Origin of the sequence: Paenibacillus sp. LC231 (genome assembly GCF_001860525.1) — a bacterium.
GTDB lineage: Bacteria > Bacillota > Bacilli > Paenibacillales > Paenibacillaceae > Paenibacillus_AQ.
Map to the genome: position 1 here is coordinate 78456 of NZ_JFOM01000002.1, position 14173 is coordinate 92628.

The 14173-nt window shown below is 52.4% G+C and carries 13 protein-coding genes; 10 read left to right on the top strand and 3 right to left on the bottom strand.

Annotated elements, in window-relative coordinates; all coding sequences use genetic code 11:
- Window positions 1-27: 27 nt before the first annotated feature.
- From AK95_RS00360 to AK95_RS00385, 6 genes are all read left to right on the top strand, one after another.
- Complete coding sequence (locus tag AK95_RS00360) at window positions 28-987, top strand: ABC transporter permease (RefSeq protein WP_071217916.1); 960 nt, start codon at window positions 28-30, stop codon at window positions 985-987.
- 22 nt (window positions 988-1009) lie between these two features.
- A complete protein-coding gene (locus AK95_RS00365; protein WP_071217917.1) occupies window positions 1010-1903 on the top strand; it encodes a carbohydrate ABC transporter permease in 894 nt (297 codons plus the stop codon).
- A gap of 73 nt (window positions 1904-1976) precedes the next feature.
- Window positions 1977-3644 carry an extracellular solute-binding protein gene (locus AK95_RS00370; protein WP_071217918.1) on the top strand — a complete coding sequence of 556 codons (1668 nt, stop codon included), beginning with the start codon at window positions 1977-1979 and terminating at the stop codon, window positions 3642-3644.
- Window positions 3645-3748: 104 nt separating this feature from the next.
- Window positions 3749-4741 carry an N-acetylglucosamine kinase gene (locus AK95_RS00375; RefSeq protein WP_071217919.1) on the top strand — a complete coding sequence of 331 codons (993 nt, stop codon included), beginning with the start codon at window positions 3749-3751 and terminating at the stop codon, window positions 4739-4741.
- Window positions 4726-6042, top strand: a complete 1317-nt coding sequence (locus tag AK95_RS00380) for a 6-phospho-beta-glucosidase (RefSeq protein WP_071217920.1) — start codon at window positions 4726-4728, stop codon at window positions 6040-6042. Before AK95_RS00375 ends, AK95_RS00380 begins: the two co-directional genes overlap by 16 nt.
- Before the next feature lie 237 nt (window positions 6043-6279).
- Window positions 6280-6798, top strand: a complete 519-nt coding sequence (locus AK95_RS00385; protein WP_071217921.1) for a DinB family protein — start codon at window positions 6280-6282, stop codon at window positions 6796-6798.
- A gap of 77 nt (window positions 6799-6875) precedes the next feature.
- On the opposite strand, the gene AK95_RS00390 is transcribed toward AK95_RS00385, so the two are convergent.
- Window positions 6876-7904 carry a LacI family DNA-binding transcriptional regulator gene (locus AK95_RS00390; protein WP_071217922.1) on the bottom strand — a complete coding sequence of 343 codons (1029 nt, stop codon included), beginning with the start codon at window positions 7902-7904 and terminating at the stop codon, window positions 6876-6878.
- Window positions 7905-8230: 326 nt separating this feature from the next.
- Between AK95_RS00390 and AK95_RS00395 the strand changes: the two genes are divergently transcribed.
- Window positions 8231-9280, top strand: a complete 1050-nt coding sequence (locus tag AK95_RS00395; RefSeq protein WP_071217923.1) for a 2,3-butanediol dehydrogenase — start codon at window positions 8231-8233, stop codon at window positions 9278-9280.
- Between the two features lie 219 nt (window positions 9281-9499).
- On the opposite strand, the gene AK95_RS00400 is transcribed toward AK95_RS00395, so the two are convergent.
- Both AK95_RS00400 and AK95_RS00405 read right to left on the bottom strand, forming a co-directional pair.
- Entirely contained in the window at window positions 9500-10504 is a 1005-nt protein-coding gene (locus AK95_RS00400) for a FecCD family ABC transporter permease (protein WP_071217924.1), read from the bottom strand.
- A 2-nt stretch (window positions 10505-10506) separates the two neighbouring features.
- Window positions 10507-11547, bottom strand: a complete 1041-nt coding sequence (locus AK95_RS00405; protein WP_071217925.1) for a FecCD family ABC transporter permease — start codon at window positions 11545-11547, stop codon at window positions 10507-10509.
- Window positions 11548-11698: 151 nt separating this feature from the next.
- On the opposite strand from AK95_RS00405, the gene AK95_RS00410 reads away from it, so the two are divergent.
- The 3 genes from AK95_RS00410 to AK95_RS00420 all read left to right on the top strand — a co-directional run bounded on the left by AK95_RS00410 (window position 11699) and on the right by AK95_RS00420 (window position 14036).
- A complete protein-coding gene (locus AK95_RS00410) occupies window positions 11699-12715 on the top strand; it encodes an iron-hydroxamate ABC transporter substrate-binding protein (RefSeq protein WP_071217926.1) in 1017 nt (338 codons plus the stop codon).
- Between the two features lie 144 nt (window positions 12716-12859).
- Window positions 12860-13567: an RNA polymerase sigma factor gene (locus AK95_RS00415; RefSeq protein WP_235612954.1), complete on the top strand. Its 708-nt coding sequence runs from the start codon at window positions 12860-12862 to the stop codon at window positions 13565-13567.
- 94 nt (window positions 13568-13661) lie between these two features.
- A complete protein-coding gene (locus AK95_RS00420; protein WP_071217928.1) occupies window positions 13662-14036 on the top strand; it encodes a VOC family protein in 375 nt (124 codons plus the stop codon).
- The last annotated feature ends 137 nt before the right edge of the window (window positions 14037-14173 follow it).

Sequence of the window (14173 nt, forward strand, 5' to 3'; positions counted from 1 at the left end):
AACCTAACACAAAATAAAAAGGGGGAGATGCCAGTGCCGCAAACCGGGATCGACAGCAGGGCGGAGACGCATGTGAAGAAAGGGCGCTTGCGCCGCTTTCTGAAGCAATGGGATATACAGCTGATGGTGCTTCCGGCCATGATGTTCATTCTGGTTTTCAGCTACATTCCCATGTACGGGGTGCTCATGGCGTTCCAGGACTACAGTTTGTTCAAGGGGTTTCTGAACAGCCCGTGGGTCGGCTTCAAGCATTTTGAGATGTTCTTTGGGGCTCCGGAGTTCTGGACCATTATACGGAACACTCTGGTCATCAGCTTGCTGAAGCTGTGCATCGGGTTTCCTGCACCGATCTTGCTTGCGTTAATGCTGAATGAAGTAGGGAGGCATTCCTTCAAAAGAATCGTCCAGACCATCAGCTATCTGCCTCACTTCTTGTCGTGGGTTATCGTCTCGGGCTTCGCGATTTCTATTCTGTCCACGGACAACGGCAGTCTGAACATTCTGCTGCAGAAGCTGAGCCTGATCGATGAACCGATCAATTTTCTATCGGAGCCGAAGTACTTCTGGAGCATCCTGACGGTAACGAATGTGTGGAAGGAGATCGGTTTTTCCTCCATTGTGTATTTGGCGGCGATTGCGGGCATCAATCCCCAGCTGTATGAAGCGGCATCAATTGACGGTGCAAGCCGTCTGAAGCAGATCATCTCCATCACGATTCCGTCCATCATGCCGATTATCGTCGTGTTCTCGATTTTGGCGATCGGCAATTTCCTGAATGCCGGTTTTGAGGACATTTTGCTGCTGGCCGGCAATCCGGTATTGCGGGATGTCAGCGACGTGCTGGACACGTACGTCTACCGGATTGGCATTCAGAACAGCCGATTCTCCTATGCTACGGCGGCAGGTCTATTTAAGGCAATCATCAGCGTATTGTTATTGGCCGGAGCCAACTACTGGGCCCGACGATCGGGGAACAGCCTATGGTAGGGAAGAAAGGGGAGAGATGCATATGAGGCTGTCAAACGGAGACCGGGTATTCGTTGGGTTCATCTACGGCTCTTTGGCATTGCTGGCATTTATCGCGTTGTACCCATTCTGGAACGCGGCCATCATCTCGTTTAACTCGGGGACTGACACGATGATGGGCGGCATTACGTTCTGGCCGCGCGAATTTACGCTGGAGAATTACCGCGTCGTGTTCAAGGACGAGCGCCTCATTGACGGGTTCGTCATCTCGGTGCTACGCACGGTCATCGGTACTCTTCTATCCATTGTAGCAACCGCCATATTCGCTTATGGCATATCCAAGCGCGAGTTGATGGGCCGAAATTTTTATATGGTTACTTGCATCGTAACGATGTACTTCAGCGGCGGACTCATTCCGAATTATTTGCTTATTCGGGAGCTGGGCCTGATGAACACGTTCTGGGTGATGGTCATTCCAGGTATCATCAGCGTGTGGAATATGATCATATTCCACACGTTCTTTAAGGGCATCCCGCCCGGTCTTGAGGAGTCGGCCCATATCGACGGTTCCTCGAACTGGGGCGTATTCTTCCGAATCGTGCTTCCGCTATCGGGACCGGTCATTGCGACCCTGTCGTTGTTCACGGCCGTATATCATTGGAATGATTGGTTTGCGCCAAGCATTTACATATCTAACGCGGATCTGCTGCCGATACAGACGAAGCTTCAGCAGATCCTCAATGCCAATATCATGATGGAACAAATGCAGAACATGGATGCGGCGGCGCAGGGCCGGATGAGCGCGATGAAGGCCGTAACGACCAAGTCCTTGTCCATGGCGACCATGATGGTGGCAACCGTCCCGATCCTGTGCGTATATCCATTCGTTCAGAAGTATTTTGTGAAGGGTGTGTTAATCGGTTCTTTGAAGGAGTAATTCACCAGCAACCTTGCCAAGGGTTTGAAGCGGCAGCTTTGACCATAGATGAATCATGAAGGGAGCACTTGGAATGAAAAAAAGGGGAAAAAGGCTTCTATCTGCATGGTCAGTCACGCTTGTCATCGTTATGGCTTTAACGGGATGTTCGGGCTCAGGAGGTAACTCAGCAAGCCCGGAGAATGAGAGCCCAGGCTCGCAAAACAAGGAGAAGCCAGCCGGAGAGGATACCTTTGTGCTGGGAGAGAACCCGCTGGAATTTTCGTTCTACGGCCACTATGACTGGTATACCATGCCGGATTGGGGTGCGGATCCGGCAACCAAGTGGATCCTGGAGAACAAGAAGGTCAACGTGGTCCCGGTCAGCTCCGGCGGCGTTGCCAAGAACAAGCTTAGTACGATGATTGTGTCCGGGGAGCTGCCGGATGTCATATGGATGGATCGGGGGGCGGAGGTTGAGAGGCTTCGTGCCGAGGGCATGTTGGTGCCGTTCGACGATTATTTGGATAAATACCCGAATTTGAAAAAATGGGCCGGGGAGTCCACGCTCGATTTGCTTCGCTCGCCGGACGGCAAGCTGTATCAATTCCCGAACTGGTATACAACGCAGCCGAACGGCAATGCCGGCTATCTCGTCAATAAAAAGATTTACGAGGAGCTCGGATCGCCAAAACTGGAAACGCCGGATGATCTGTACGCCTATCTGAAGCAAGTGAAGGCGAAGTATCCGAATGTCGTTCCGCTGGAGGTAGGCCAATCGGCAGCGGGCGTGGACATCATGGTGTCGGCTTTTGCCGAGAATCGCCCGTATACGTTCAACAGTATGATTGCCGTACCCCAAGGGGATCAACTCGTATCGCTGTTCACGGATCGCGTTTATCGCGAGCTGCTTCAATATATGAGCCGATTGTACCGCGAGAAACTCATTACGCAGGATGCCTTCACACAGAAGCTGGAGCAAGTTGAACAGAAGATTCTGAGCGGCAATGTGGCAGTATATGTGGCATCCAGCCCTACCGAGTTCGGTTCCAAGGGCAACAATCTACTGAAGGCACAAGACCCCGATGCTGGTTACATCATGATATGGCCGGTCCACAAGGAAGGATTGGATCGCAACAAAATTTTCCCGGGCGACTACAAACAGCTTGGCTGGAACGTCAGCGTCATTACGCAAGCGGCAAAAGATCCGGAAGCTATTTTCGCGTTCCTGGATTGGTTTACCGGTCCCGAGGGCCAGCGGACGATCATGTGGGGACCTGAAGGTTTGTACTGGGACGGGACGGACGAAGAGGACATGCCGCTGTTCACCGATAAATTCACCAGCGATGCGAAGGGACGCGATGAGCTGATGAACGCCACGGTCAACTTCCAGTGGAACGGCAACACGGTGTATGTCGACAATTCCAAGATGAAATTCGAATCCACGCTTCCGCCGGAGAAGCGGAACTTCGAAACGTATTGGCAATCGGAGATTACCTGGAAGACGCAGATGAACACGACGGAGTATGTTAATCTCGATCCGGCAGGCGATTCGGAGGAAGGCATTATTGCACAGCGGGTGTTCGAAATTTATGAGCAGGTTAGAGCAAAGGCGATCAGCTCGGCCTCCTCAGATCAGGAAGTGCTCTCGCTTCTGGATAAGGCAGAGGCGGATGCGCAAAAAGCGGGTTATGACAAGCTATTGAAGTACAAAACGGCAAAATGGCAGGAGAACAAGCAGAAGCTGGAAGCATCGAAATAAACGTCACGGCGAAGCCGTCGTTCTTTCAGGGGCTTGCGGAATATCCGCTGGCATTCCTTGGGCAGGACGGCTTCATGAGCCGGGCATCATAGGAGAGATCATACTTGAATTACTACTTGGGAGTCGATGGCGGAGGAAGCAAAACGCTGGCCGTCGTGGCGGACGAGACGGGACGAATCGCAGGAAAGGGAATGGGCGGCTGCGGCAACCATCAGCTTGGGGCAGCGCTTGCGGAAGCAAGCATCAGGCAGGCCGTGGAGGAAGCACTTGGGCAGGCGGGACTACAGCGGGAAAATATCGCCTGTGCGTCGTTTGGACTGGCGGGAGCCGACCGTGAGGCGGATTTCCACATTTTGCGTCCCATGATCGGCGCCATGGGGTTCAAGAAACACCATATCGTATGCGATACCGTCATTGCCATGAGAGCCGGTACAAGACAGAGGGACGGCGTCGTCTTAATATGCGGCAGCGGAACGAACGGTTACGGCGTCAACGCGGCAGGCGAGGAGGTTCAGATTGGAGGATTCGGTTATGCGTTCGGCGATTTCGGTGGAGGCGTTGACCTTGCCGTCGAGGTGTTTCGGACGGTCGTTCGTTCCTGGGAAGGCCGCGAGAAGCCGACTTCTTTGACGCCGCTCACGCTGGATGCGCTTAGATTCAGCAGCGTAGAGGAGATGTTTCACCGATTTTTGGACGAGGGCAGAAGGGCGCCGCATACATTGGCGAAGCTGCTGTTTCAAGCTGCACCCGTGGATGAGGCTGCAAGAAAGATATTGGAGAGACAAGGGATGGAACTGGGGAAGGTCGCCAGCGCGGTTATTCATAAGCTTAACATGGGCAATGACGCCTTCGACGTCGTGCTGGCTGGCAGCGTCCTGACCAGGGGAGAAAGGGAATATGTCGTTCCGTATATCGAGTCTCAGGTTCTTGCGGCAGCCCCGAATAGCCGGCTGCGTATACTGGCCCTTGAGCCGGCAGCAGGTGCCGTCCTGCTCGCAATGGATGATAGCGGCGTCGTTCCGGGCACTGCCGTGTATGAACAATTGCAGCAAGAGCTTGCCGTGAAGGAGAGGAATGTGGAATGGGCACTGGATTGAAGGTTGCTGTTATCGGTGGTGGATCCTCGTATACCCCAGAGCTGATTGAAGGTTTCATCCGCCATTATGCGTCGTTTCCGGTGACGGATATCGTCCTCGTGGATATCCCGGAAGGCCGCCGTAAGCTCGAAATTGTAGGCAGCCTGGCCCAGCGGATGATTGAGCGAAGCGGATTGCCGATTCGGATTACGCTAACCTTGGACCGTAAGGAAGGTCTGAAGAATGCCCATTATGTATCGACTCAGATGCGAGTCGGGCTGCTGGAGGCCAGAGGCTGGGACGAAACGATTCCTTTGAAATACGGAATGCTCGGGCAGGAGACGACCGGAGCCGGCGGCATGATGAAGGCTCTGCGTACGATACCGGTGCTTCTGGATATATGCAAGGACATGGAGGCATTATGTCCGGACGCCTGGCTGTTGAATTTTACCAATCCCGCCGGGATGGTAACGGAAGCCATCATGAAGCACTCCGGCATCCGCTCCATCGGTTTGTGCAACTCCCCCATCGCCGCTTACAAATGGTTGTCCGGGCTTTACGCGGTGCCGGCGCAGCGCATCTACTGCGAGTTTGCCGGATTGAATCATCTGCACTGGATCAGCCGAATTGAGGTTGACGGGGAGTCGAAGCTGGAGGAGCTGCTGGCTGCAGGCGGGAGCTATTCAGCCGGCAACGTGCCTCAGTTGGCCTGGAATGATACGCTGATTCGGGCGATGGGTGCGATTCCGTCCTATTATTTAAAATATTATTACCTCCATCGCGAGATGCTGGAGGAGCAGCAGGCTGCCGCGGTAAGAGGGGAGACAAGAGCCGAGACGGTCCAACGTCTTGAGGAAGAGCTGTTCGAGATTTACGAGCAGCCGGGGCTCGCGGAAAAGCCGAAGCAGCTTGAGCAGCGCGGCGGTGCTTATTACTCCGAGGCGGCCGTCAATCTGATGAAGGCTATTCATACGGATAGCGGTGAGATTCAGACGCTGAATGTCATGAACGGAGACACGCTGGACTTCCTGCCGGTGGATGCCAGTATCGAGGTGAATTGCGTCGTGACGAAGAACGGTGCGTTTCCGGTGCCGGTCGAGCGAGTACCGGCTGCGGCGGTGGGCCTGATCCAGGCCGTGAAAACCTACGAAAGTTTGGCTATCGAAGCGGCAGTAACGGGAAGTAGAGAGAAAGCGCTGCTCGCACTTAGCGTTCATCCGCTCATCGATTCCGTTGGTGCCGCGGAAGCGATGCTGGATGAGATGCTGGAGCGGAACCGTTCGTATCTGCCGCGATTTTTTCAGGAGCAAGAAGTTCGGTAAGCGGTGACTGACGTTTAATACATGAAGGCGATCCCCTTTTTTCAACCGAACACGTTGAGTCTGGTGCGATTAAATGAGGCGTTTGAGATGTTTTTTATGCTAGAATAGCATCAGATTATTTTCAGGAGGCGTTCGAGATGAAAACAACAATCGTTCACGGGCAAACTTATAAGGGGATTAACGCATAATTGCCCTTAAACTGCGTGACTTCCCCGCTATGAAAAGGGGAACAACGATTTGAAAACATGTATATTGAAGCAGTACGATTATCACGTATGGGCTAACCGGAAGGTTTGCGAATATTTGCAGGGGCTTTCGGAAGAGGTATACCGCAAGGAGATTGTCAGCGTCTTTCCATCCATTTATGACACGATGGTGCATATCTATGTCATTGATTCCGGTTGGCTGGCATTCTTTAACGAGGGCGGGGTCACGGAGATGTCGCCTGCGTACTTGGAGAGTCTGAAGGATTCGATTGCTCGGTTGGTTGCGGAGACGGAAGGCAAGCGAATCGAAGAATTGGGCCAGTTAATGGACGATCTGGCGGTGCGCTTCAGGCTTTTCATTGAGCTGCATGAGGATTTGGAAACCGTCTATCCTTCCGGAGACTTTAAAGCCAACTGCCTGGAATATATTCAGCATTTGGTCAATCACGGGACGTACCACCGAGGGAACGTAACCGCCATGCTCCGCCAAATCGGACATCCGGGAACGCCCACCGACTACGGCTATTACTTATATACCTTAAGTCATTAAGCGTGATTTTTAAAAAATGGGAAAGAGCCTGGAACTCCGCGTTCCAGGCTCTTCTTTATGGGCTTGGTTCCTTCATCCTAGTCGGTTGTTGCGTTTCGTATAACGGATACGCTGGATTCCCTGACGATGAGCCTCGGTTCGAATTGCACGCGTTCGTATTGGCCGGACTTTTGCTCGCGAAGGCGCTTGAGTAGCAATTCCGTAGCCAGCCGGGCTACTTCATCGCCCATGATGGACACCGAGCTGATCTGAGGCGTTGTGACGGTGGTCCATACATTGTTATCGATGCCGACGACGGCCACATCATCGGGTACCCGGACCTTCAGCTCTTTAAAACGGTTGACGATGCCGATCGCAACCATATCGTTTACCGCATAGATGGCGTCCGGCATATGCTTCAGGCCATAGAAATAGTCCGCCGCACGAACCCCCGTTTCAAACGAGAAATCCTCCCCGAAATAGACAAGCGACGGATCGACTTGCGTCAGCGACTGCTCATAGGCCCAATACCGCTCTTCGATTTTATCTTTAGGCGCACCCGCGTAGGCAATGCGGGTCCGACCGATTTTCAGCAGATGCTCCATGACAAGCCTGCCCTCCTGGCGTGCCAGGCCGACGATATCGGCTTTATACTCATCTCCCAGCTGTTTCCCGTAATTAATGATCGAGACGGGGAGGCTGGATTTGTTGATCAGGTCGCCCAGCGTTTTCGGATAAGCCAGCGGCATGATAATCAAGCCGTCTACGTGCAGCTTCTTGATATCTCTCACGATTTCAAGCTCGTTACGGGCGTTCCCGGCCGTATTGATCTGAACGACCCGATATCCGTGCTGCTTGGCGGTCTGTTCCACCGACCAGGCGATTTCCGGGATGATTGCATTTCGGATGTCAGGCACGGCCAAGGCGATTTGATTCGTCTGCCGAACCTTCAGGCTTTGAGCCGATGTATCCGGACTAAATCCGATTTCTTCGATCACCTGCATGATCCGTGCTTTCGTTTTCGGACTGATCCCCTTGCTGTCGTTGATGGCTCGGGACACGGTGGCAATGCCAACGCCCGCTTGTTTGGCGACATCTTCAATCGTCAATTTTTTGGGATTCACCATATTCAAAAAGTCCTCTCTCTATATCGGAAACGTTTCCTGTTATTAATCTGATTCTAAATCCTGATGGAGTAATATCTATATTATAACATTAAGAATACCTTCAATTCATGGAACACCTCGCTAAGAAAAGAGGTGCGGCGGAAGAGGACGCATAAATTGCTGCAACTCCTTAAAAAAGTGATGAACCCTGATCACCGGTTGTCCATGACTTTTCATACATTTTGGTCCATCGTGTTTGACAGATTGTCAAAACTGTGACATATTTGATTTCGGAAACGTTTCCTATTTTGTTTTTATTTTTTCGAACCTATAAGGAGATGAAGACAATGCAAGCATTGCGCTGGCATGGAGTAAAGGATCTGCGTTTGGAGACCATTGCGGAGCCGCAAGTTACGAGTGGAAAAGTGAAAATCAAGGTTGAATGGTGCGGGATTTGTGGCAGCGATCTCCACGAATACGTAGCCGGGCCTATATTTATACCTGAGAATACGCCTCACACCCTTACTGGAGAACAGGCTCCGGTGGTTATGGGCCATGAGTTTTCCGGCCAGGTGGTAGAGGTTGGCGAAGGCGTTACGAAATTCAAGGCTGGTGACCGCGTGGTTGTTGAGCCTGTATTTGCATGCGGAAAATGCGCAGCATGCAAACAAGGAAAATACAATCTGTGCGACGAAATGGGTTTTCTTGGCCTTGCCGGCGGTGGCGGCGGATTCTCCGAATATGTCGCCGCGGATGAGCATATGGTTCATAAAATTCCGGATAGCGTCTCCTATGAACAAGGGGCTTTGGTAGAGCCTTCGGCAGTCGCTTTGTATGCCGTACGCCAAAGCCAGCTGAAGGCAGGGGATCGGGCAGTTGTATTCGGTGCGGGGCCGATCGGTCTGCTCGTTATCGAGGCATTGAAGGCAGCAGGGGCGTCCGAGATTTACGCCGTGGAGCTGTCGGCTGAGCGTAAACAAAAGGCTGAAGAATTGGGTGCCATCGTGATTGATCCGAAGGCTTACGATGTGGTTAAGGAACTTCATCGCCGTACCGGCAGCGGGGTAGATGTTGCATTTGAAGTGACGGGTGTTCCGCCCGTGCTGAATCAAGCGATCAACTCTACGAAGATTGGAGGACAGATTATGATTGTCAGCATATTCGAAACTTCAGCTCCCATCGTGCCAAACGATGTTGTGATGAAGGAACGGAATATTACCGGAATCATCGGTTATCGCGACGTATTCCCGGCTGTCATTAGCCTGATGGAAAAAGGGTTCTTCCCGGCGGATAAGCTGGTCACCCAGCGGATCAAACTGGATGAGGTTATTGAACGGGGCTTTGAGGCTCTCCTCAAAGAGAAGAATCAGGTGAAGATCCTGGTGCGTGCTCACTAATAAAGCCGCTGCGTGACGCAGTTGCACGGCTTATGAAAGACCGCGTAATGCGGTCTTTTTGGTTTGCGGAATAAAAAGGTTGCCTCCGAGCTGAGTCAGAGCAGTGCATAGCACTCGCTGATGTACGCCAATCAATCTTTAGCACATGATACAAAACAACGGCGATTACCTCCGAATGGATTCGGGAGGTGATCGCCGTCTTTTTTTAAACTCATTCAATTAATCCTTGATCAGCAAATAAATAAAGTAGGGAGCTCCGAGGCAGGAGACAACCAATCCAACCGGAATTTCGGAAGGGGCCATCAAGTTCTTGCCTATCATATCGGCCACAAGCAGCACCAGCGAGCCGAGCAGCGCGGAGACCGGCAGCATTCCCTGATGACGGGGACCCACAAGCTTACGCGCCAGATGCGGAGCAACCAGTCCAAGAAACGCAATGCCGCCGCCAACGGCCACGCAGGCGCCAGCCAGGGCAACGGAAATGAACAGCAGCGTTCTTCGCTCGCGTTCTACCGTGGCCCCAAGTCCCGCTGCCGTGTGGTCCCCAAGGTTCAGCACATTCAAATGTTGCGATTTATACACCGCCCAGGGAATCAGCAGAAGGATCCATGGAAGGATCGCAACGACATATTCCCAGCTTACGCCCCAAATGCTTCCGGACAGCCAGATGGTAGCCTGCATGAAATTGTTAGGGTCCATCATGAGCTGGAACACGATAATAAGCGCGCCGAAAGCCGCGTTAATGCCAATCCCCACAAGCACCAGCCGGATCGGCGTTACGCCTTGCTTCCAGGCCAGCGAATAGATGAGAAAGGCGGCAAGAAATGCACCGAATAGGGCGGCAAAAGGCATGATATAGACAGACCATATGCCGGAGCTGAACGAGCTGCCTTGGAAATAAAAGATATACAGCACAACGGCCAGTCCTGCTCCGGAATTAATGCCTAGGATGCCCGGGTCTGCCAGCGCGTTCCGCGAAACACTCTGCAGAATAGCACCGGAGACGGCGATTCCCGCACCGATCAGGATGGCAATGACCATGCGGGGTAAACGAAAGTGCATCAGAACGGTATAATTTTGCTCAGATCCCGTCCCGTTGAATGCTTTGATGACCTCAGCGAGCGGGATTTTCATCGTGCCCATATTCAGGCTGAACAGAAACACGGCTAATATGGCCAGCAGCAGGATCATCGACACGGACATGATTTTTCGCGTTGTATTCATCGCTACAGCCCCCTCCCTTCCCGACGTGCAAGATAGAGGAAGAAAGGAACGCCGATCATGGCCGTAATTGCGCCAACAGGCGTCTCGAACGGAGGGTTGATCATCCGCGCCCCCACATCGGCAAACACCAGCAGAAGTGCTCCCATGACAGCGGAGCAAGGGATGATCAGCCGATAGTCGGGACCTACGATGAAGCGAACAATATGCGGGATGACAAGCCCCACGAATCCGATCGTTCCGCCCACAGCTACCGCTGCGCCCGTGAGGAGCAGCACAACGAGCGTGCCAAGGAACTTCACGGTTCCTGTTTTTTGGCCAAGCCCGGTAGCGACCTCTTCGCCCAGGCTTATGACGGTAATGGATCTGCTGAGCGCGAGTGCAATGAGCAGCCCAATGATGGCGACAGGGATCAGAAGCTGCACGTTCACCCACTGCACGCCCGACACGCCTCCGGCATACCAGAAGCTGATATCCTTGGCAACGTTAAAGCGGATGGCAGTGGCCGAGGAAATCGAGCTCAGGAGCGCGGTTACGGCAGATCCGGCCAGAGCCAGCTTGACGGGCGTCAGGCCCCGTTTGGATAACGAGCCGATGAGAAGCACGAGTCCGGCCCCAAGGCCCGCACCGGCAAAAGATAGCAGCATGAGCACGGTGTTGGATGGCGACTCCATAAAGGCAAACCCGATCGACATCATGAAAGTGGCACCTGCGGTGACTCCCATAATGGAAGGGGAAGCAAGCGCGTTTCTTGTCATGCCTTGCATGATGGCTCCGGAAACCGCCAGGGAACCGCCGATCAATGCAGCTGCCAGGGCCCTCGGCATGCGCAGTCTCTGGATAATCTGGTGCGAGGTGGAATGGGCATCGAAGCGGACAAAAGCTTCCCATATGGTGGACAACTTAATGTTCGAAGCACCATAGATAATCGAGGATGCCATCGCGGCAGCCAGCAGACCAAGCCCCAGCAGAATGACGGCCGCGGCTGTCTTGGGGCGGTAGATGGATTTTGCGGTTGATTTGTTAATGGGCTGATTTGCTTGCATAGTCACCTAAACCTTCGTGTTGATAAAAAAATAAAAATGAAAGTATTGTAATTGAGAATGAATTTCATTATCATGGTTATTATTATATCACTTCATCCCAAGATTGCTAGTGATCTAAGCAGAAAAAATATACATAAAGGGGACCTGATTAATGAGTCGGTTCAAGAAAAAAATATGGATAATCGCAGGACTCTTGGCAGCTTTCACGCTGCTTGCAGCTTGTGGAAATAGCAAGGACGCAGCCGGGAACGAGCCAACGGAGGCGCAAACGCCAAACGAGCAGAGCGGCGGCACCGAAGCCAAGCCAAGTGAAGGTGGCGCAGAGACCAAGACGGAACGGACACTGAAAGACGCCATGGGCCATGAGGTGAAAATTCCAGCCGAGCCGAAACGGGTCATCGCTTCTTACTTGGAGGATAACCTGGTGGCGCTAGGGATTACCCCGATCGCGCAGTGGTCGGTCAAAGGCGGAAGCGTCCAGGATTATCTGCAGGATTCATTGAAGGATGTGCCTACGATTGAGCATGATCTTCCCTTTGAAGCGGTAGCGAGCTTCCAGCCGGATTTATTGATCATGGACTCGGCTTCCATGGTAGAAGGCAACAAGTACAGTCAATACGAGAAGATTGCTCCAACCTACGTCATCGGCAATGAGGTCAATAATGATTGGCGCGAAGAGCTGAAGAAAGTGGGGGAAATCTTTGGCATGGAAGAGGAAGCGCAAGCGGCGCTCGATCAATACGAGCAGAAGGCAAAGGAGGCCAAGGAGAAAATCCAGCAATCGATCGGCGGTGAATCTGCTGCAGCGATTTGGCTTGTCGGCGGTAAATTGTTCGTCGTTAGCGAGACATTGTCCAGTGGAGCCGTTATGTATGGCGACTTGGGACTTACGGTACCGGACGTGGTGAAGGAAATTTCGGCATCGGCTACAGGCAACTGGTCCTCCATTTCCCTGGAGAAATTGGCCGAGCTCGACGCGGATCATCTGTTCTTTATTAACAGCGACGGCGAAGGGGCTGAAGTGCTCCAAGATCCGCTCTGGGCGAATATTCCCGCCGTTAAGAACGGCAACATCTATGAATATGGAAAAGATACAAGCTGGCTGTATACCGGTACGATTGCCAACGGCCAGATCATTGATAACGTGCTGGACAGTTTGGTGAAATAAACGTTGTCAGATCGAGCCAATCAGCCGTCTTCCGACATTAGTGGGGAGGCGGTTTTTTTGTATGGGTGCGTATATGGAACAAGGACGGCGCAAACATTCAGCAGGAAAACGTAGGCACTCGCAGAACTAGTTAGCGAGGTGGGAATGATGATGCCGAAGTATATGCCGGACTTATCCAATGTGCAGGCGAAGCTGCACCGGTACTGTATGCGAATCTCAGGAGATCCATGGGAAGCGGAGGATCTGCTGCAGGATGTCATGTTAAAGGTGATGCGAGCCGTTGAAACCGATCCTGGAAAACATCTGTCCAATGCCTATTTATATCGCATCGCAAGCAACGCGTGGAAGGACCGACTGAAGAAGGATAAGCCCGGAATGAGGGTTTCCGAGGATGCGTTAGGAGATAGGGCGGCCGAGGATGACGGCTTGTCCACCAGAGAGCTCTTGGAGGCCTTAGCGGACCGGTTGTCCCCACGGGCGATGGTTATTTTGCTGCTGATGGACGTTTTTGATTTCACGGCCAGGGAGACGGCTGATTTTCTCTTCATGTCGGAAGGGACGGTTCAGGTGTCGCTCGGACGTGCGCGAACCAGGCTGAAGAAGCTGCATCGCTTGCAGCAAACAGGCATGGAACCTAAGCTGCAAGCGAAATCCCGGGCAGGCACAGCGGCAGGACTGGATTTGGATGGGCTTGTGGAGGCTTTTCGGAAAAGGGATCCCAAAGCCATTTGTACCTCGTATCTCCAATTGACGAAGCTGCGAATAAGAATAAGCAAATTGAGCCGGGTTGGCGGAGCCCTTGCATTTTATATGGAAGATCCGGATGGAAACGTATGGAAACTTACGGAATAAAACATTATATTTGGACGCTGTTTGGTTTTAGCCCGAAATTTCGTTACTTATGTGTCAGCAGCTATATAAGCAAATCAAAGAGGAGGAAGGTATTTTGAAAAAATCCCTTTTGTACGGCGTTGGCATCTTTGTACCGGTCAGTGATCTGAAGCGTTCGACGGCCTGGTATACGGATATGCTCGGGTTTGAAGTGATCCATACGGATGAACCGAATGCGGTGGTCATGCGAATGAATGATGAGAAGGTTTCCTTCTGCCTCGTGCGGTCCTATGAAGTGAAGCAGCCGGTTTTTCCCAGAAATGATTATGGCGTGGGGCAATACTTCAACCTGCATACCACGAATGTAAGTGAAATTCATCAACGATTGGTTGCCAAGGGAGCCGACGTGACGGAAATTGAGGATTTTGGCGGGTTCAAGGGCTTCTCCCTGACGGATCCAGACGGCAACCGCTGCGGAGTGACGGAGTAACGACAGCGAGAAGCAGAATGGCTATAACCGACGGGCATCGTGTTTGCCCAGACGATCGATTAGGAAAAACACCCATTCATTGACTTGGCATGGATGGGTGTTTTTGCTGCGGTGATTATCGAATGTACATCAACAGT